Source organism: Streptococcus sp. oral taxon 431 (assembly GCF_023110115.1).
GTDB lineage: Bacteria > Bacillota > Bacilli > Lactobacillales > Streptococcaceae > Streptococcus.
Genome location: NZ_JALDVP010000002.1, coordinates 276,833 through 295,124, shown reverse-complemented (window position 1 = coordinate 295,124; position 18,292 = coordinate 276,833). Strand labels below are relative to the sequence as shown.

The window sequence follows — 18,292 nt, the reverse complement described above, 5'->3', positions numbered from 1 at the left end:
ATAGAAGTTCTGAAAGGAGAAAAATGAAACTAGAACAGAAAAATGTCTTTATTACAGGCTCAAGTCGAGGAATTGGTCTTGCCATTGCTCATAAATTTGCCAGCTTGGGAGCCAACGTTGTCTTGAATAGTCGTGGTGAAATCTCCGAGGAGCTTCTAGACGAATTTAAACCTTACGGGGTGAAGGTTCTTGCTATTTCTGGTGATGTTTCTGATTTTACGGATGCAAAACGAATGGTGGACCAAGCCATTGAAGGGCTAGGTTCAGTTGACATCCTAGTGAATAACGCCGGGATTACTCAAGACACTCTCATGCTGAAGATGACAGAAGAAGATTTTGAGAAGGTCTTGAAAGTCAATCTAACGGGAGCCTTCAATATGACGCAAGCAGTCTTGAAGCAGATGATAAAAGCTCGTGAAGGGGCCATTATCAATATGTCCAGTGTCGTTGGTTTGATGGGAAATATCGGTCAAGCGAACTACGCTGCATCTAAGGCTGGTCTAATTGGATTTACCAAATCAGTAGCACGTGAGGTAGCCAATCGTAATGTACGTGTCAATGCCATTGCTCCAGGAATGATCGAATCTGATATGACTGCAGTCCTATCTGATAAGGTAAAAGATGCTATGTTGGCACAAATTCCGATGAAACAATTTGGCCAAGCTGAGCAAGTGGCAGAGGTCACAGCCTTTCTTGCAAGCCAAGATTATCTAACGGGACAAGTCATTGCAATTGATGGTGGACTTACCATGCAATAAGAGTTAAAATAGAGGTATGAAAATGAAACTAAATCGTGTAGTAGTAACAGGTTATGGATTAACATCTCCAATTGGGAATACGCCAGAAGAATTTTGGAACAATTTAAAGAATGGAAAGATTGGGATTGGTGAAATCACCAAGTTTGATCACAGTGCTTTTGACGTCCATAATGCAGCAGAGATTAATGATTTTCCTTTTGACAAATATTTTGTAAAAAAAGATACCAATCGTTTCGATGATTATTCTTTATATGCCTTGTATGCAGCTCAAGAAGCAGTGAACAATGCAAATCTTGACGTAGAAGCGCTTGATAAAGACCGCTTTGGTGTCATCGTTGCATCAGGTATCGGTGGAATCAGAGAAATCGAAGACCAAGTCCTTCGACTTCACGAAAAAGGACCAAAACGTGTTAAACCATTAACACTTCCAAAAGCCTTGCCAAATATGGCTGCAGGAAATGTAGCTATGCGCTTTGGTGCCAACGGTATCTGTAAATCTATCAACACAGCTTGCGCTTCATCAAATGATGCTATCGGAGACGCCTTCCGTTCTATCAAATTTGGTTTCCAAGATATCATGTTAGTTGGTGGATCAGAATCTTCAATTACTCCATTTGCGATCGCTGGTTTCCAAGCCTTAACAGCTCTTTCAACAACAGAGAATCCAACTCGTGCTTCTATTCCATTTGATAAAGACCGTAATGGATTTGTTATGGGTGAAGGTTCAGGTATGTTAGTCCTTGAAAGTTTAGAGCATGCTGAAAAACGCGGTGCAACTATCCTAGCGGAAGTTGTTGGTTACGGGAATACTTGTGATGCCTACCATATGACTTCACCTCATCCAGAAGGCCAAGGTGCTATTAAAGCTATCAAACTTGCTTTGGAGGAAGCTGAGATTACACCAGACCAAGTAGCTTATGTCAATGCTCACGGTACATCAACTCCTGCTAATGAAAAGGGAGAAAGTGGTGCTATCGTAGCGGTTCTTGGTAAGGAAGTACCTGTATCTTCAACCAAGTCATTTACAGGCCACTTGCTGGGTGCAGCAGGTGCAGTTGAGGCTATTGCAACAATTGAAGCAATCCGTAACAACTATGTTCCAATGACAGCTGGAACAACAGAAGTGTCAGACTACATTGAAGCAAACGTTATTTATGGACAAGGTGTGGAACGTGAAATTCCTTATGCTATCTCAAATACTTTTGGATTTGGTGGGCATAATGCAGTTCTTGCTTTCAAACGTTGGGAGAATAAGTAAAAATGAATTTAAATGAAATCAAAGACTTGATGGCACAATTTGACCAGTCAAGCTTGAAAGAATTTTCTTATAAAAATGGAACGGATGAGTTGGTTTTCAGTAAGAATGAAGCGAAACTTGTGGCAGAAACAAGTCTAGCACCTCAACCAGTGGTTTCAGCAGCTGCACCTACAGTTGCACCACAAGCTCCAACTACAGCACCAGTTGTAGAAACTGTTCCAGAATCAAATACTACTGAATCTGTAGCTGAAGGAGACCTTGTAGAAAGTCCGCTTGTTGGAGTTGCATACTTGGCTGCCGGACCAGACAAACCTAATTTTGTTTCAGTCGGTGATACTGTCAAAAAAGGCCAAACCTTGGTCATCATCGAAGCTATGAAGGTCATGAACGAAATTCCAGCACCTAAAGACGGTGTCGTAACAGAAATTCTTGTTGAAAATGAAGAAATGGTTGAGTTTGGGAAAGGCTTGGTACGTATCAAATGATTGATATTCAAGGAATTAAAGAAGCTTTGCCACACCGTTATCCCATGCTCTTAGTAGATCGTGTCTTAGAAGTTAGTGAAGATACAATTGTTGCTATTAAAAATGTAACGATTAACGAACCTTTCTTCAATGGTCATTTTCCTCAATACCCAGTTATGCCTGGAGTCCTCATTATGGAAGCTTTGGCTCAGACAGCAGGTGTTTTGGAATTATCTAAACCTGAAAACAAAGGGAAACTTGTCTTCTATGCTGGCATGGATAAGGTTAAGTTTAAGAAACAAGTTGTTCCTGGTGATCAGCTTGTCATGACAGCAACTTTTGTCAAACGTCGTGGCACAATCGCCGTAGTAGAAGCGAAGGCAGAAGTAGATGGTAAGCTTGCAGCAAGCGGTACTCTAACCTTTGCTATTGGAAACTAGGGAGGTTTTCCATGTTTCATAAGATTTTAATTGCCAATCGTGGTGAAATTGCTGTTCGTATTATTCGTGCGGCACGAGAGTTAGGAATCGCAACAGTCGCTGTCTATTCGACTGCTGACAAGGAAGCTCTCCACACGCTTTTGGCTGATGAGGCTATCTGTATCGGCCCTGGGAAGGCTACAGAATCTTATCTGAACATCAATGCCATCCTATCAGCTGCGGTCTTGACTGAAGCTGAAGCTATTCACCCTGGATTTGGTTTTTTAAGTGAAAATTCCAAATTTGCAACTATGTGTGAAGAAGTCGGTATCAAATTTATCGGGCCATCAGCTCGAGTAATGGATGTCATGGGAGATAAAATTAACGCCCGTGCTCAAATGATTAAGGCTAATGTGCCTGTCATTCCAGGATCAGATGGAGAAGTCCATACTGCAGAAGAGGCTCTGGCTGTTGCCGAAAAAATTGGTTATCCAGTTATGCTGAAAGCTTCAGCTGGAGGTGGTGGTAAAGGGATTCGTAAGGTTGAAAAGGCAGAAGATCTTGTATCAGCCTTTGAAACAGCCTCTAGTGAAGCCAAAGCAAACTTTGGTAACGGGGCTATGTACCTCGAGCGCGTGATATATCCTGCTCGCCACATTGAGGTACAGATTCTTGCTGACCAAATGGGACATGTTATTCACCTAGGTGAGCGTGACTGTTCGCTTCAGCGGAATAACCAAAAGGTTCTAGAAGAAAGTCCTTCGATTGCTATTGGGAAAACACTTCGTAATGAAATTGGTGCTGCAGCAGTCCGTGCAGCGGAGTCTGTTGGTTATGAAAATGCGGGTACCATCGAATTCCTACTAGATGAAACAACTGGGAAATTCTACTTTATGGAGATGAATACTCGTGTCCAAGTAGAACATCCAGTAACCGAATTTGTTTCTGGTGTGGATATTGTCAAGGAACAAATCCGTATTGCGTCAGGTCAACCTTTGACTCTGAAACAAGAAGACATTGTTCTAAAAGGACATGCTATTGAGTGCCGTATCAACGCAGAAAACCCAGCCTTTAATTTTGCACCGAGCCCAGGTAAGATTACTAATCTTTATCTACCAAGTGGTGGTGTTGGCTTGCGTGTTGACTCTGCAGTTTATCCAGGGTATACCATTCCACCATACTATGATAGTATGATTGCTAAAATTATTGTTCATGGTGAAAATCGTTTTGATGCACTCATGAAAATGCAAAGAGCTCTTTATGAACTCGAAATTGAAGGGGTCGTCACCAATGCTGATTTTCAACTCGATTTGATTTCAGACCGTCGTGTGATTGCAGGGGACTACGATACTTCATTCTTGATGGAAACTTTCTTACCACACTATCAAGAAAAAGAATAATGTAAAAAGAATATGAGACTGAAAAGGGGGATGTATGGCTCTATTTAGTAAAAAAGATAAATATATACGAATTAATCCCAATCGTTCACTTAGAGAAAAGCCCCAAGCCAAGCCTGAGGTTCCAGACGAACTCTTCTCAAAATGTCCAGGTTGTAAACATACCATTTACCAAAAGGATTTGGGAAGTGACCGTATTTGTCCTCACTGTGGCTATACCTTCCGTATTTCAGCTCAAGAGCGTCTTGCTTTAACCATTGATATGGGAAGCTTCCTAGAGATGTTCACAGGAATTGAGACGCAAGATCCATTGGAATTTCCAGGCTACCAGAAAAAATTAGCCTCCATGCGTGAAAAAACAGGTCTTGATGAGGCTGTTGTTACAGGAACTGCTTTGATTAAGGGTGAAAAAGTTGCTCTCGGAATCATGGATTCTAATTTTATCATGGCATCCATGGGAACAGTAGTTGGTGAAAAAATCACAAGATTGTTTGAATACGCGACAGCTGAAAAATTACCAGTCGTCTTGTTTACAGCATCTGGTGGAGCACGTATGCAAGAAGGAATCATGAGTTTGATGCAGATGGCTAAAATCTCTGCAGCAGTCAAACGTCATTCCAATGCAGGTCTCTTTTACCTAACAATCCTTACTGATCCAACAACTGGGGGTGTTACAGCTTCCTTTGCTATGGAAGGGGATATTATCTTGGCAGAGCCTCAAAGTTTGGTAGGATTTGCTGGACGTCGTGTCATTGAAAATACCGTAAGGGAAGATTTGCCTGAGGATTTCCAGAAGGCAGAGTTTTTGTTAGAACATGGATTTGTGGATGCTATTGTTAAACGGAGAGAATTGCCAGATATGATTGCTCGATTAGTAAGGTTACATAAGGGGGATTGTTGATGAATATTGCAAAAATCGTCAGAGAAGCACGTGAACAAACCCGCTTAACTGCCTTGGACTTCGCAACAGGAATATTTGATGACTTTGTAGAGCTACATGGTGATCGCTCTTTCCGAGATGATGGTGCTGTTATTGGTGGTATCGGTTGGTTGGGAGACCAAGCAGTAACTGTTGTTGGAATTCAAAAAGGTAAAAGCTTACAGGATAATCTTAACCGTAACTTTGGACAACCTCATCCTGAGGGTTATCGAAAAGCCCTTCGCTTGATGAAGCAGGCTGAAAAATTTGGTCGTCCTGTTGTAACCTTTATCAACACGGCTGGTGCCTATCCTGGTGTCGGAGCAGAGGAGCGTGGTCAAGGTGAAGCTATTGCTCGTAACCTTATGGAGATGAGCGATCTCAAGGTACCGATTATAGCTATTATTATTGGTGAAGGTGGCTCAGGAGGGGCTTTAGCTCTTGCAGTAGCTGACCGTGTTTGGATGTTAGAAAACTCGATCTATGCAGTTCTCAGTCCTGAAGGCTTTGCGTCTATTCTTTGGAAGGATGGCAGTCGTGCCATGGAAGCTGCAGAGTTGATGAAAATTACTTCTTTCGAATTGCTAGAGATGAAAATTGTTGATAAGGTTATCTCTGAGGTAGGTCTATCAAGTAAAGATCTGATCAAGCAAGTCAAGGAACAACTCCGAGCAGAACTTGATGAACTTGGTAAACTGCCACTAGAGCAGCTCATTGAGGAACGTTACCAACGCTTTAGAAAATACTAAGAAATATAGAAAAGCTGGAACTAACTATAAGTTCTAGCTTTTTCTTGTTCCCGAAAAGAACCATTCATTTGATTGAAGTGAAATAAAAAAGTGTTTGATATCTGTCAAACACTTTTTATATTTAATTTTCTTCAGTTACAAATTGACTGAGCAGTCCGTTAATGAAACGGGCTAATTTTTGATCTGAAAAGCTTTTTGCAAGTTCAATAGCTTCATTCACAGCTACAAGTTGAGGAGTATCAAAGGAAGTGATTTCGAAAACTCCTAAACGCAATAAATTCTTTTCAACTAAAGTTAAACGTTCAATCGTCCAACCAGACTTTAAATGCTGAGTGATTTGTTTGTCTAGTTCCTCTTTTTGAGCTTGAACACCAGATACAAGATCGATTAGGAAGCTAGGGAGTTTTACCTCGTCGTCTTCTCGATCATGAGTATAAGCGAAGCGACAAGCAGTTTCAATATCAGAACCATATTCAAGACTCATCAGTGCTTGGAAGGCACATTTTCGTAGTTCGCGTCTAGATTCTAATAATGGACTAGTCATTGAGGAAGTCCTCATTAAACAAATCTGTTAACGCTGGTTTTGGTGTTTTATCTGGTGCAATACCAGCAACGTGAATATTCACAGCATTGAGTTCTACATCAGCCATATTACGAACGGCATCTTTTACAGCTTTTTGAATAGCCATTGCAACCTTAGGAACCTTGACACCATACTCAAGATAGAGATAGATATCAGCTATTAGTTCTTCATCAGATTCTTTTAGATAGACGCCACGACCGAGTGAAAGTTTTGAAAGGGTGTCAGATACTGATTTATTTGAAAAAGAGTGGACACCATCAACTTTAGCTGTAGCGATTGCAATGATTTTTTCAAGTACACGTGGGGCGATAACGATTTCGCCTAATTGTTCTTCAATTCCCATAGAATGACCTCTTTCTAGAGATTAGGCACGAGAAACGTAAGTTCCTTCTGCAGTGTTGATAACGAGTTTTTGTCCTGCTTCGATGAAGTCTGGAACGTTAACGACAAGTCCAGTTTCCATTGTAGCTGGTTTACCAGAACCGGTAACAGTTGCACCTTTAATAGATGGTTGAGTTTCAGCAACTGTCAATTCAACAGTTGTAGGTACTGTTACACCGATTACTTCAGTTCCGTAAAATTGAATTTTAACTTCAGAATTTTCAAGGATGTAAAGCAATTCATTTTCAACATTTACAACAGGAATTTCGTATTGGTCGTAAGTTTCAGTGTTCATGAAATAAGCTGTATCGTCCATTTTGTACAAGTATTGTGCTGGAACAGTTTCGATAATCGCTTGTTCAAATTTTTCCTCTGGACGGTAGCTAGTTTCAAATGTTGAACCAGTACGGACATCACGCAATTTCATACGCATGATAGTGTTTCCTTTACCTGGTTTGTGGTGGCTAGCTTCCAAAACGCGGATCAATTTTCCGTCAGCTGTTTCAAAGGTCATACCAGCCTTTAATTTACTTGCTTCGATCATGTTTTTACCTCTTTAATAAAATAATTTACTCTTTATTGTATCATAAGTCGTAAGATTTCTCAAATATCAGGAAAGTGAGATTAGTTGACAGGAACAATGTTTCCTTCTTCGTCTTTGGTTACCAATACGTACTTGCCATCGACTTCGATGTAGAAGTTTTTATTAGCGGTTTGTTTAGAGTTGGTAGTTTGCTCAGGACTAGTAGATTCTTCTGCAGAAGTTGTTACTTCTTGAGTAGTAGTTTCTACTGAGTTAGCGGTTTGTTCAGGGCTAACAGTCTCTACTGGGCTAGCAACTTGCTCAGGACTTGCCGTTTGTACCGGAGTAAAAGCTTGGTTTGGATCAGCGGGTTGTACTGGAGGAACGGTTTGATTTGGGCTAACAGGTTGAGCTTGTTGGGTGAGTTGACCACCGAGAGTTTGACCGAGATTCATACCCATAAACATATTCATACCATTGCCATTACCTTCGTTATTAGCTGCAGCAATAAGAGCTTCGTTACGAGCACGACGTTCTTCAATCTCGATGGTATTGTATTTCATAGCAACGAGTTCGCTGTCAAGTTTACGTACAATCTCCATGCTTTCTTGGTCGTAGCTCAAATCCTCAAGAAGGATATTGGTTGCTTCAATACCGTAAAGTCCTGTCCATACCTTGTTGACTTCTTGTTTAGCAAGTTCATTGAAAGTATCTTGGTTGGCATTGAGGCTATAGATATCAACTCTGTTTTCATTGGTATACTTAGCGATAGCAATTGCGATTTTAGGAGAGATATTTTGTCGAAGTGTTCCTTGAGCAATATCTTGGAGTGTAAATGGTTTATGTTCCTCAATTTGTTGACTGATAGAGCTAACATAGAAAAGAACTGGATCCGCAACTTTGATGTCAAACAAACCGTAAAAACGGATATTGAGCATTTGTTGGTAACGTTCACTGAAATACTCTACAGCATTTTGGGTACCAAATTTATTCCCTGCGATTGGTTGCATACGGATAAAGATGATTTCTTGTCGAGTAATAACTTGTCCACCAAAAGAGAAGCGGTTTTTGAAGTTTTCCCAAGTACCCTTGATTCCACCTTTTTCAAGGAGCCAAGCGTTATCACCTGCACGCCATTCATGGCTTCCAGCTTCAAGTACATCCCCTAGGAAGGTACCATTATTGACAAGAACAGCAACATATCCTTGAGGGACAATGACAACAGAACCGTCTGTTAATAGTCCTGTATTTTGATTGCTTTGTCTTGAACCACCGTCAGGATCTTTTGTAAGCAATTGTCCCTTGATGGCCATGACGTCTGCAGAGACTTGGTCTGGAAGTACAACGGCTTCCTTGAATTTGCTATCATTAAAACTATTTAGCCCAGCTGAAAGGGCAGCACGGATAAATCCCATAATTTCCTCCTAATTATAAAGTTCGTCTTCATCCACAACTTCATAGGTATCAAGAACCCATTGATTTGGACTACGTGTGAGCTCAGCTCCGCAGTATTCACATTGGCTAATAGCTGAGATTTTAAGTGGAGCACCACAGTTTGGACAGTGGTCGCTAACAGCTTCATCTTGAACATTGTTTTCAGTTTGGCTACCATGTTTGCGGATGAAGTTCATTTGATAAACTGTAAATAGATCTTGTTTAGGATCTCCTTCGATAACCTTACGAGTCTTGTCGTCGATGACATAGTCTCTCAAAGTAGATGAAAGGATAACCACTAAAGTATCATTTCCATCTGGATTACTCTTGAAATCTTTGATTCGTACATTATCAACATAAACTCGTTCCAAGACATTTGTTGTTTGTGCCTGAATATGTTCTTCCAGTTGAGCACTGTGTTGAGTATAGAGGCTAGCACTTTCAAGTGAGCGCACCAAATTCCAATCTTTTTTAGTCCAAGCTGATTGTAACTGGATGTAGACTTCTCTAACCCATGTAGTGAAAGCATCCGCATCAAAGTTTGGATCGTAGTATCTGAGTCGGTCGATAGCTTGGTTATTATTTTCAACTCTACGATGGCTAATTGGCTCTGGTTCGTAGTTAGTAGTATGTCTTCTATACGGTGTTTCAGATGGAGTGTTCTGATCGTTAAGGTACTTGATGAGCATGAAGAGTAGGAAAGCCCCGACACCAAACATGATAAGAATAGTCATCCCGGTACCTAAAGATCCACCTGAACTTGAGTAACTACCGCCAGAACGATAGCTGCTTCTAGAAGAAGAACTACCACTTGAACGACTAGAACTACTACTTCGTGAACTACTGCGACTAGAACTACTACTTCGTGAACTGCTACGGCTAGAGCTACCACTTCGAGAATGTCCAACACCCGCATCGATTGATTGTAGAGGTGTCACAAATAGAAGAAGCAAGAAGGTAGCGATAAGAGTATATAACTTTTTCATATGTCTCCTAACTATGTGAGTACAGAGTGCAAGGCAGCAAGCTAGAATTTTATATCAGCTTGTGACAGTTATATTTAGATTTATTGATTAATCATTTTTCAACTTAGCCAATTCTTGGGCAAGCAGTTTAAGGGCAACTTGTGGGTTGGCTTGTCCTTTGGTTGCCTTCATGAGGAAGCCGGTGAAGGCTTTATCAGCGTTACGTTTTCCTGACTTGAAGTCGGCAACAGCTGCTTCATTATCCGCAAAGACTTGGTGGATAATTGGAATCAAGACTTCAGGATCTGAGATTTGAACCAAACCAGCTTTTTCCACGTATTCACGAGCACCGCCACCGTTTTTAGCAAGGTGAACGAATACTTTCTTGGCAATCTTAGATGAAATAGTGCCGTCTTCGATGATGGCAATCATTTCCACCAAGTTTTCAGGTGTCAATGCGATTTGTTCTAGTGTCTTGCCTTCAGCATTCAAGAATTGTGCCACTTCACCTTGGAGCCAGTTAGAAACTTGTTTGGCATCACCACCGAGGGCGACAGCTTTTTCAAAGAAGTCAGAAGTGACTTTATTGGCAGTCAACTGACTAGCATCGTAGTCTGATAATCCGAGTTGAGAGACATAGCGAGCACGGCGCTCTTTTGGAAACTCTGGCAATTCAGTGCGCATTTCCTCGATCCACTCATCTGAGATTTCAAAGAGTGGTAGGTCTGGTTCTGGGAAGTAGCGATAGTCTGCAGCACCTTCTTTAACACGCATGAGGATAGTTGCCTTGTTCGCTTCATCGTAACGACGTGTTTCTTGGCGAATTTGACCACCTGAGCGAAGAATTTCAGCCTGACGTTGCACTTCGTACTCAAGACCCTTGCGGACATTTGAGAAGGAGTTCAAGTTTTTCAACTCAGTCTTGGTACCAAATTTCTCTTGACCATAAGGACGAAGGGAAATGTTAGCATCTACACGCATGGAACCTTCTTCCATCTTAACGTCGGAAATACCAGCATATTGGATAACTTCCTTCAGGGCTGTTAGATAAGCGTAGGCTTCTTCTGGTGAGCGCATGTCGGCTTCAGATACAATCTCAATCAATGGCACCCCTTGACGGTTGAGGTCAACATAAGAGAAACCATCTGTTCCGTGGGTGTTCTTACCGGCATCTTCTTCCAAGTGGGCACGTTCGATACCGATTTTCTTAGTTGTACCATCCTCAAGTTCTACTTCAATCCAACCATTGTAACCGATTGGCTCATCAAATTGAGAAATTTGATAGGCTTTAGGATTATCTGGATAGAAGTAGTTCTTACGGTCAAAGTGCATTTTCTTGTGGATGTCCATATTGAGGGCAAGAGCGGCCTTGATACCGGCATCAACAACACCTTTATTGAGAACTGGGAGAACACCTGGGAAAGACCAGTCAATCACGTTGGTGTTGGCATTTTGGTCATTTCCAAAGTGGGCAGAAGTAGGTGAGAAGATTTTTGAATTGGTGTTGAGCTCTACGTGGACTTCAAGTCCAATGACTGTTTCAAAGTTCATTAGTTATCACCTCCAAAAATCACGGGTTGTTGTTTGTGGTAATCTGTTGTTGCTTCAAAAGCAGCAGCAGCTTGGTAAATAGTCTTTTCTGAATATTTAGGACCAATCAATTGGAGTCCTACTGGTAGACCTTGAACAAATCCAGCAGGAATAGAAATTCCTGGCAGACCAGCCAAGTTGACAGGGATAGTCAAAAGGTCAGCCAAGTACATAGCAACTGGATCATGGTTGAGCGAATCCAAGTCGTAGGCAACGCTAGGAGCAGTTGGTCCCAAAATCAAGTCATAATCCTCAAAGACGTTTTCGAAATCTTGGATGATGAGGGTACGAACTTGTCCGGCCTTCTTGTAGTAGGCATCGTAGTAACCTGATGAAAGACTGAAAGTACCAAGCATGATACGACGTTTAACTTCTTCACCGAAACCTTGACTGCGGCTGTTTACATAGATATCATCCAAGTTCTTAGCGTCTTCAGCACGGAAACCATAGCGAATACCATCAAAACGTTGCAAGTTTGATGAAGCTTCTGAAGAAGCGATGATGTAGTAAACGGCAACTCCGTATTTAGAGTGTGGAAGGCTAACTTCTTCGACGATAGCACCTAGCTTTTCAAAGTGCTTAGCGGCGTTAAGGATGGTTTCTTTGACTTCGGGGTCAATTCCTTCATCAAGGTATTCTTTAGGCAAAGCGATTTTCATGCCCTTTATGTCTTGACCGATTTTTGAAGTAAAGTCAGCAATGCGAACAGGGGCAGAAGTAGAGTCTTTGGCATCTTCGCTAGCAATAGCATTGAGCAAGTGGGCGTTTTCCTTAACAGTTGGTGCAAAAGGACCAATTTGGTCTAATGAGCTACCAAAAGCAATGAGACCGAAACGTGAAACTGTTCCGTAGGTTGGCTTGAGACCAACAATCCCGTTAAAGGCAGCAGGTTGGCGGATAGAACCACCAGTATCGGAACCAAGTGATAAACGGACTTGTCCAGAAGCTACAGCGGCAGCAGAACCACTTGATGATCCACCAGGAACCTTGCTGTGGTCCCAAGCATTTTTGGTAGCACCGTAGTAAGAAGTCTCACCTGATCCACCCATGGCAAATTCGTCCATGTTAGTTTTCCCAACAACAATCATGCCCTTAGCTTTTGCATTGGCAACAGCTGTCGCATCAAAGATTGGCTCGTAGTTATAGAGCATTTTTGAGGCTGCAGTTGTTAGGATGCCGTCTGTAGAGATATTATCCTTAACCGCAAGTGGAATTCCTGAAAGAACATTGTCAGCATCAATACCAGCTTGGTCAATGGCCTTGGCTTGAGCAAGAGCTTGGTCCTCAGCGATAGTGACGAAAGCATTGATAGCTGTCTCACGAGATTTGATATCTTCAAGCGTTGCTTGAGTTAGTTCAGTTGCTGAAATTTCCTTAGAAACAAGGAGATTGTGCAACTCTTCAATGGTTTTATGATTAAAAGTCATTAGGCATCTCCTCCATCATCTAGGATAGCTGGCACCTTGATATAGTAGTTATCTTTTTCAGGTACATTTTTAAACAAGCGGTCACGGTCTGTTCCTTCTTCGGCCACATCAGGTCGGAGAACAGTTTTACGGTCAGCCATCGTTGTAGTAGGTGCAACACCAGTAGTGTCGACTTCACTGAGCAATTCGACCATATCAACAATTTTTGAGAGTGTTGTCGCAAATGAAGCAGTTTCTTCTTCTGAGAATTTTAATTTTGAAAGATTGGCAACGTGAGTTACCTCTTCTTGCGTAATTTTCATCGGATATCCTTTCGTGAAATGATGATTCTTTATCTGTTCTATTTTACCATATTTTCCTATAAATAAGGCAAGCCAAGCTAAAAAGAAACAGAAATTGAAAAATACTTTTTATTTCGATATAATGGTTGAAATTAGAAGAAAGAATAACAGTCGTTTTTAGTTGGTAAAAAGGATGTGGAATTGACTCAACTAGAACACGTTAAGGATGACATATGACGCTTTGGGAGTTACTTTTTACTAGTAAAAAGACAGTTCCTCCTCATTTGGGAGCCTGGTACTTTTTATTACCTACTTCTTTGGTAATCATAGCTGTTTTATCGATTCGTTTCGCATCATCTAAAGGTTACAGAAACTTTTGGTATTGGGGACAATTGATTCAGTTGCTCATTATCAACGCTTGGTATATTGCTGCACGTCTGCCCCTATCTGAGGCTCTCCCTTTTTACCATAGTCGCATGGCTATGTGGATGATTCTTTTTGCCCCTAATAAGACCTTTTTCAAGCAATATTTTGCCTTAGTGGGAGTTTTTGGTTCTATCATGGCCTTGGTTTATCCAGTCTTTTATCCTTTTCCTTTCCCTCATGTTTCGTCTGTGAACAATGTTTTCGGACACTGGGCCCTCTTGGCTAACTGCTTGATTTATCTTGTTAGATATTATAAAGTTGAAAAAGGGGATACTTGGAAAATATGCCAGATGACTTTTGGGGTTAATGCCATTATCTTTTTTGCCAACCTCTTGACAGGAGGAAATTATGGCTTTATGAGCAAGCCACCTGTGATTGGGGATCATGGTAGTTTGCTTAACTATTTGATAGTGACCAGTTTGATGACAGGTATTCTCATCCTTATCAATCAACTCGTTAAATATAAACATAAGAATAGTTAATATACAACTGAATTCGTTACCTTAAGGAGACTTTATGCATCATTTTTTTACAAGAACCCAAACGACGCCACCGCCTATTCCGATTTTTTGGTATGGAGTTATGATAGGACTTCTTGCTTTCTCTATTTATGCTTCTCTTACTTACTACAAAAATCCCAAATTTGTTCGATTGTTTAAGTGGATTCAAATAGCGCAACTGCTAGCTCTTTATACCTGGTATATAGGTTTTAGCATTCCAATTTCGAACAGCCTGCCTCTGTACCATTGCCGTTTGGCCATGTTCGCTGTAGTATTCTTACCTGACAAATGGAAAACCAAGCAGTATTTTGCCCTTATGGGAGCCAGTGGAGCAGTATTTGCTTTAGGCTATCCTGTTTTTGACCCCTATGATTTTCCGCATATTACCAGTTTTTCTTTTCTCATTGGTCATTATGCCCTCTTAGTCAATTCCCTGGTCTATCTCATGAATCACTACGATAAGACCTTGCTGAAAAAGTATCGAATCATCGCTTACACTTTTGTTCTTAATCTTTTTCTAGTTGGAGTCAATCAAGTGACAGGTGGAAACTATGGGCTTTTGAATACCACGCCTTTTATTCCAGATGCTCCTATATGGATAAAGTATCTTCTGGTTTCAATCATTCTTTCTTCGGCTTTAGTTCTCTTTGATATCTTGTTTAAGAAACGCTGGCAAAAGAAAATTGCTCTAGAAAAAATAAAATTTTGAAGAGATTGTAACCAGCGATACAAAATAAATATTGAACAAAAGAATCTGAAGAGCAGGTCTAGTATCTTGACCTGCTTTTTCTTGTGTAAGCAATTGAAAAACTCTCTAAAATCCGATATAATGGAGTGTTGAAAGGAATGTTAGGGTCCGATGTAATAAAGAGTGATTATAAATTGAAATCATTAAAAAAGTAGAAAGAAAGAGAACTTATGAGTATTCAAGAAGAAATTAAGAAACGCCGTACCTTTGCCATCATCTCTCACCCGGACGCGGGGAAAACAACCATTACTGAGCAATTGCTCTATTTTGGGGGAGAGATTCGTGAGGCAGGTACTGTAAAAGGGAAGAAAACAGGAAACTTTGCTAAGTCAGACTGGATGGATATCGAGAAACAACGTGGGATTTCGGTAACCTCATCTGTCATGCAGTTTGACTACGATGGGAAACGGGTAAACATCCTAGACACTCCAGGACACGAGGACTTTTCAGAAGATACCTATCGTACCTTGATGGCGGTGGATGCTGCGGTCATGGTAGTGGACTCTGCCAAGGGTATCGAGGCCCAAACCAAGAAATTGTTTGAGGTTGTCAAACACCGCGGGATCCCAGTTTTTACCTTTATGAACAAGCTAGACCGTGACGGTCGTGAACCACTAGATCTCTTGCAAGAATTGGAAGAAGTCTTGGGTATTGCAAGTTATCCAATGAACTGGCCAATCGGTATGGGGAAAGCCTTTGAGGGGCTCTACAATCTCTATAACCAACGTTTGGAACTCTACAAAGGGGATGAACGTTTTGCCAGCCTAGAAGATGGCGATAAACTCTTTGCCAGCAACCCATTCTACGAACAAGTGAAAGAGGATATCGAACTCTTGAATGAAGCAGGAAATGAATTCTCAGAGGAAGCCATTCTTGCAGGTGATTTGACACCAGTCTTCTTTGGCTCGGCCTTGACTAATTTTGGGGTGCAGACCTTCCTTGAAACTTTCCTCAAGTTTGCTCCAGAACCTCATGGACACAAGAAAACAGACGGAGAAATTGTTGATCCTTATGATAAGGATTTCTCAGGTTTTGTCTTTAAAATTCAAGCCAACATGGACCCTCGACATCGTGACCGCATTGCCTTTGTCCGTATTGTATCGGGTGAATTTGAGCGTGGTATGAGTGTCAATTTGCCTCGTACTGGTAAGGGAGCTAAACTTTCTAATGTCACCCAATTTATGGCGGAAAGTCGTGAAAATGTGACCAATGCCGTAGCAGGAGATATCATCGGAGTTTATGATACAGGGACCTACCAGGTTGGAGATACTCTGACTGTTGGGAAAAACAAGTTTGAGTTTGAACCACTACCAACCTTCACGCCTGAGATTTTCATGAAGGTTTCACCTAAGAACGTTATGAAACAGAAATCATTCCACAAGGGAATGGAACAGTTGGTACAAGAAGGAGCCATCCAGCTTTATAAGAATTACCAAACAGGCGAGTACATGTTGGGTGCTGTTGGACAACTCCAGTTCGAAGTGTTCAAGCACCGTATGGAAGGCGAGTATAACGCTGAAGTTGTCATGACTCCAATGGGTAAAAAGACAGTTCGTTGGATTAAACCAGAAGATTTAGATGAACGTATGTCTTCAAGTCGAAACATCTTGGCCAAAGACCGCTTTGACCAACCTGTCTTCCTTTTCGAAAATGACTTTGCCCTCCGCTGGTTTGCGGACAAGTATCCAGATGTGGAGTTGGAAGAAAAGATGTGATTCAGTAAGTCTACTTGATTGCAAAACAATCTAAGTAGACTACGGCAAGTCCTATAAGACTTGTCTAACTGCCTCACTAACTCATCGGCGAAAAATAATCATTTTCGCCTCTTCGTGTCGTAATAGTTAGAAAGTAGTCTAGCTACCTGCCTCATTAACTTAGTTTGGAATCACTCAAAGAATAAACAAAAAGACTAGGAAACTATTGAATTCCTAGTCTTTTTTTAGTAGTGGTACACCTTCAGTTAGTGAATAACATCTATACCAACAACCTTGATAAGGAATGTAAGGAGGATAAGCAATAGAATGCTGACTCCATTATTCACTAGGTGCAGTAAGATAGACATCTCTAGTCGTTTGGTGCGATAAGCAGTCCAAGTTAGGACTGCAGACATCCAGCCATAGATCAAGAAAGAAGGAAGATTATTTGGGATATGGGCTATAGTGAAGAGAAACCAACCGAAAATATATCCAATTTTCTCGTATCCTTCGAAGAGTTTAGTAGGGATGATACCTCTACAGATAATTTCCTCACAAATAGGTGCCACTATTGCAACCACGAAAATGCTGGAAATTAGAGAGCTTTCTGACATGATGCTATTGATAGCCTCTTGATTCGAAGTAGTTGTTTGCTTCAGAAGTTGTAACCAAATCGCACCAATCAGATTTCCTGTGACAATGGCTACATAACTAAGAGCAATTCGAGGGGCGTCATTAATAGTAAAGAGTTTTGATTTTAGATTTAATAACTTACTTTTGTGAGCACCATATAAAAAGAGTGTAACAATAGCGGTAGAGACAAGCCCCACTATTAGAGATGACCAGATAGATCCAAGTTGCGTTTTTTGAAGTAGCATTAAAGTCACGATAGGAACTTGCGATAGGGCCATTGCCACAAGAAAGATTCCTAGCCAAATCAATCGTTTACGATAATCTTTAAAAAAATTCATTCATATATCTCCTAAAAAATTTATTTCATTATAGCATACTTTGGATAGGAATTCTATTAATTACCAGAACATAAGCGTAGATAAAACAAGTAAGATGTTTCGAATTAAATGACTATAGAAGGATAAATCTTGTCTTAAGGTTTTAGGAAATAAAAAGTTTAGAAAGCTGACTCCCAAAAGGATATAAAAACTGACAGAAAGTATGGTTAAAGGATTGTGCAGAAAAAATAAACTAAGAAAGATAAGGGTTGTTAGCCGGCCTGTCTTTTTATGAGTTGGTAATTTTCTCCATTTGTTTAACGGTAGAAAGGTAGCAATATCAAGTCCGAAAAGGAAAAAGAAAGAGATGAGTAACAAGTCAACGATTTCTTTTTGTAGTAGAGTGTCAGTGCTTATGCTTTCAAATAAAATAAAACATACTCCAACAACGTTAATGATAACCATGCTGCTATACAATAAAAAGAAGGATCGACTACGATTGTGTAGCTGACTATTCACATGATCATGTCCTGAAAGATAGTGGATAAATGTACAGATACCTGCTAATAACATTAAGAGGAGTAAAAAGTAAAAGCAGGATTGTTTGAGTGTTAAAGAAATACCAGGCCAAACTAAGCAACTACAGCAGCCTAAGTAGACCAAGGAAATCAATAAAAGAAGTTGGATTGATTTGTTCATTTTTTCCATATAAACCCCCCACGTTTTTTAAAAATTATAACTAAAATGATTCATGAAAAATCATCTTTTTCCCAAGTGTTATTTTTTGACTCTCAACTGTCTTTTAAAAATCTTATCAACAGAAAAA

19 protein-coding genes are annotated in these 18,292 nt (G+C 40.6%); 10 read left to right on the top strand and 9 right to left on the bottom strand.

Going from position 1 to position 18,292, the window contains the following annotated elements; genetic code table 11:
• Nucleotides 1-23 precede the first annotated feature (23 nt).
• From fabG to M1F91_RS04260, 7 genes are read left to right on the top strand one after another with little or no spacing between them, the layout of a single operon-like run.
• Nucleotides 24-758, top strand: coding sequence for a 3-oxoacyl-[acyl-carrier-protein] reductase (gene fabG / locus M1F91_RS04290; RefSeq protein ID WP_247912775.1), 735 nt, complete (start codon nt 24-26; stop codon nt 756-758).
• A 22-nt stretch (nt 759-780) separates the two neighbouring features.
• Nucleotides 781-2,016, top strand: coding sequence for a beta-ketoacyl-ACP synthase II (gene fabF / locus M1F91_RS04285; RefSeq protein WP_247912890.1), 1,236 nt, complete (start codon nt 781-783; stop codon nt 2,014-2,016).
• Nucleotides 2,017-2,018: 2 nt separating this feature from the next.
• Nucleotides 2,019-2,501: an acetyl-CoA carboxylase biotin carboxyl carrier protein gene (accB, locus tag M1F91_RS04280; protein WP_247912774.1), complete on the top strand. Its 483-nt coding sequence runs from the start codon at nt 2,019-2,021 to the stop codon at nt 2,499-2,501.
• Nucleotides 2,498-2,920 carry a 3-hydroxyacyl-ACP dehydratase FabZ gene (gene fabZ, locus M1F91_RS04275; RefSeq protein WP_000565515.1) on the top strand — a complete coding sequence of 141 codons (423 nt, stop codon included), beginning with the start codon at nt 2,498-2,500 and terminating at the stop codon, nt 2,918-2,920. Before accB ends, fabZ begins: the two co-directional genes overlap by 4 nt.
• Before the next feature lie 11 nt (nt 2,921-2,931).
• Complete coding sequence (accC, locus tag M1F91_RS04270; protein ID WP_247912773.1) at nt 2,932-4,299, top strand: acetyl-CoA carboxylase biotin carboxylase subunit; 1,368 nt, start codon at nt 2,932-2,934, stop codon at nt 4,297-4,299.
• A 34-nt stretch (nt 4,300-4,333) separates the two neighbouring features.
• Nucleotides 4,334-5,197 carry an acetyl-CoA carboxylase, carboxyltransferase subunit beta gene (gene accD, locus M1F91_RS04265; RefSeq protein ID WP_004251892.1) on the top strand — a complete coding sequence of 288 codons (864 nt, stop codon included), beginning with the start codon at nt 4,334-4,336 and terminating at the stop codon, nt 5,195-5,197.
• Nucleotides 5,197-5,964, top strand: a complete 768-nt coding sequence (locus M1F91_RS04260; protein ID WP_247912772.1) for an acetyl-CoA carboxylase carboxyl transferase subunit alpha — start codon at nt 5,197-5,199, stop codon at nt 5,962-5,964. The genes accD and M1F91_RS04260 overlap by 1 nt, the downstream gene beginning before the upstream one ends.
• A gap of 121 nt (nt 5,965-6,085) precedes the next feature.
• Here the strand turns inward: M1F91_RS04260 and nusB are convergent, their stop codons facing one another.
• From nusB to gatC, 8 genes are all read right to left on the bottom strand, one after another.
• Complete coding sequence (gene nusB, locus M1F91_RS04255; RefSeq protein ID WP_247912771.1) at nt 6,086-6,508, bottom strand: transcription antitermination factor NusB; 423 nt, start codon at nt 6,506-6,508, stop codon at nt 6,086-6,088.
• Complete coding sequence (locus tag M1F91_RS04250; protein WP_247912770.1) at nt 6,501-6,890, bottom strand: Asp23/Gls24 family envelope stress response protein; 390 nt, start codon at nt 6,888-6,890, stop codon at nt 6,501-6,503. Before M1F91_RS04250 ends, nusB begins: the two co-directional genes overlap by 8 nt.
• A gap of 21 nt (nt 6,891-6,911) precedes the next feature.
• On the bottom strand, nt 6,912-7,472 hold the full coding sequence (gene efp / locus M1F91_RS04245) for an elongation factor P (RefSeq protein WP_004251910.1): 561 nt from the start codon (nt 7,470-7,472) through the stop codon (nt 6,912-6,914).
• Between the two features lie 80 nt (nt 7,473-7,552).
• Entirely contained in the window at nt 7,553-8,866 is a 1,314-nt protein-coding gene (locus M1F91_RS04240; RefSeq protein ID WP_247912769.1) for an SPFH domain-containing protein, read from the bottom strand.
• Nucleotides 8,867-8,875: 9 nt separating this feature from the next.
• Nucleotides 8,876-9,871, bottom strand: coding sequence for a zinc-ribbon domain-containing transport protein (locus M1F91_RS04235; protein ID WP_247912768.1), 996 nt, complete (start codon nt 9,869-9,871; stop codon nt 8,876-8,878).
• A gap of 87 nt (nt 9,872-9,958) precedes the next feature.
• Nucleotides 9,959-11,401 (bottom strand): Asp-tRNA(Asn)/Glu-tRNA(Gln) amidotransferase subunit GatB, encoded by a 1,443-nt coding sequence (gene gatB / locus M1F91_RS04230; RefSeq protein ID WP_247912767.1) that lies wholly within the window; start codon nt 11,399-11,401, stop codon nt 9,959-9,961.
• Entirely contained in the window at nt 11,401-12,867 is a 1,467-nt protein-coding gene (gene gatA / locus M1F91_RS04225) for an Asp-tRNA(Asn)/Glu-tRNA(Gln) amidotransferase subunit GatA (protein ID WP_247912766.1), read from the bottom strand. Before gatA ends, gatB begins: the two co-directional genes overlap by 1 nt.
• Nucleotides 12,867-13,169, bottom strand: a complete 303-nt coding sequence (gene gatC / locus M1F91_RS04220; RefSeq protein ID WP_247912765.1) for an Asp-tRNA(Asn)/Glu-tRNA(Gln) amidotransferase subunit GatC — start codon at nt 13,167-13,169, stop codon at nt 12,867-12,869. Before gatC ends, gatA begins: the two co-directional genes overlap by 1 nt.
• Before the next feature lie 212 nt (nt 13,170-13,381).
• Between gatC and M1F91_RS04215 the strand changes: the two genes are divergently transcribed.
• From M1F91_RS04215 to M1F91_RS04205, 3 genes are all read left to right on the top strand, one after another.
• Nucleotides 13,382-14,056: a TIGR02206 family membrane protein gene (locus M1F91_RS04215; protein WP_247912764.1), complete on the top strand. Its 675-nt coding sequence runs from the start codon at nt 13,382-13,384 to the stop codon at nt 14,054-14,056.
• A 34-nt stretch (nt 14,057-14,090) separates the two neighbouring features.
• Nucleotides 14,091-14,783: a TIGR02206 family membrane protein gene (locus tag M1F91_RS04210; RefSeq protein WP_247912763.1), complete on the top strand. Its 693-nt coding sequence runs from the start codon at nt 14,091-14,093 to the stop codon at nt 14,781-14,783.
• 209 nt (nt 14,784-14,992) lie between these two features.
• Entirely contained in the window at nt 14,993-16,537 is a 1,545-nt protein-coding gene (locus tag M1F91_RS04205; RefSeq protein WP_247912762.1) for a peptide chain release factor 3, read from the top strand.
• Between the two features lie 245 nt (nt 16,538-16,782).
• On the opposite strand, the gene M1F91_RS04200 is transcribed toward M1F91_RS04205, so the two are convergent.
• The gene (locus M1F91_RS04200; RefSeq protein ID WP_247912761.1) at nt 16,783-17,487 is read right to left on the bottom strand and encodes a type II CAAX endopeptidase family protein; all 705 of its coding nucleotides are present in this window, start codon (nt 17,485-17,487) and stop codon (nt 16,783-16,785) included.
• Nucleotides 17,488-18,292: the final 805 nt, after the last annotated feature.

Bases quoted from the DNA above. Each gene is read 5' to 3' on its own strand.
- fabG (WP_247912775.1), top strand. From the start codon at position 24: ATGAAACTAGAACAGAAAAATGTCTTTATTACAGGCTCAAGTCGAGGA.
- fabF (WP_247912890.1), top strand. From the start codon at position 781: ATGAAACTAAATCGTGTAGTAGTAACAGGTTATGGATTAACATCTCCA.
- accB (WP_247912774.1), top strand. From the start codon at position 2,019: ATGAATTTAAATGAAATCAAAGACTTGATGGCACAATTTGACCAGTCA.
- fabZ (WP_000565515.1), top strand. From the start codon at position 2,498: ATGATTGATATTCAAGGAATTAAAGAAGCTTTGCCACACCGTTATCCC.
- accC (WP_247912773.1), top strand. From the start codon at position 2,932: ATGTTTCATAAGATTTTAATTGCCAATCGTGGTGAAATTGCTGTTCGT.
- accD (WP_004251892.1), top strand. From the start codon at position 4,334: ATGGCTCTATTTAGTAAAAAAGATAAATATATACGAATTAATCCCAAT.
- M1F91_RS04260 (WP_247912772.1), top strand. From the start codon at position 5,197: ATGAATATTGCAAAAATCGTCAGAGAAGCACGTGAACAAACCCGCTTA.
- nusB (WP_247912771.1), bottom strand. From the start codon at position 6,508: ATGACTAGTCCATTATTAGAATCTAGACGCGAACTACGAAAATGTGCC.
- M1F91_RS04250 (WP_247912770.1), bottom strand. From the start codon at position 6,890: ATGGGAATTGAAGAACAATTAGGCGAAATCGTTATCGCCCCACGTGTA.
- efp (WP_004251910.1), bottom strand. From the start codon at position 7,472: ATGATCGAAGCAAGTAAATTAAAGGCTGGTATGACCTTTGAAACAGCT.
- M1F91_RS04240 (WP_247912769.1), bottom strand. From the start codon at position 8,866: ATGGGATTTATCCGTGCTGCCCTTTCAGCTGGGCTAAATAGTTTTAAT.
- M1F91_RS04235 (WP_247912768.1), bottom strand. From the start codon at position 9,871: ATGAAAAAGTTATATACTCTTATCGCTACCTTCTTGCTTCTTCTATTT.
- gatB (WP_247912767.1), bottom strand. From the start codon at position 11,401: ATGAACTTTGAAACAGTCATTGGACTTGAAGTCCACGTAGAGCTCAAC.
- gatA (WP_247912766.1), bottom strand. From the start codon at position 12,867: ATGACTTTTAATCATAAAACCATTGAAGAGTTGCACAATCTCCTTGTT.
- gatC (WP_247912765.1), bottom strand. From the start codon at position 13,169: ATGAAAATTACGCAAGAAGAGGTAACTCACGTTGCCAATCTTTCAAAA.
- M1F91_RS04215 (WP_247912764.1), top strand. From the start codon at position 13,382: ATGACGCTTTGGGAGTTACTTTTTACTAGTAAAAAGACAGTTCCTCCT.
- M1F91_RS04210 (WP_247912763.1), top strand. From the start codon at position 14,091: ATGCATCATTTTTTTACAAGAACCCAAACGACGCCACCGCCTATTCCG.
- M1F91_RS04205 (WP_247912762.1), top strand. From the start codon at position 14,993: ATGAGTATTCAAGAAGAAATTAAGAAACGCCGTACCTTTGCCATCATC.
- M1F91_RS04200 (WP_247912761.1), bottom strand. From the start codon at position 17,487: ATGAATTTTTTTAAAGATTATCGTAAACGATTGATTTGGCTAGGAATC.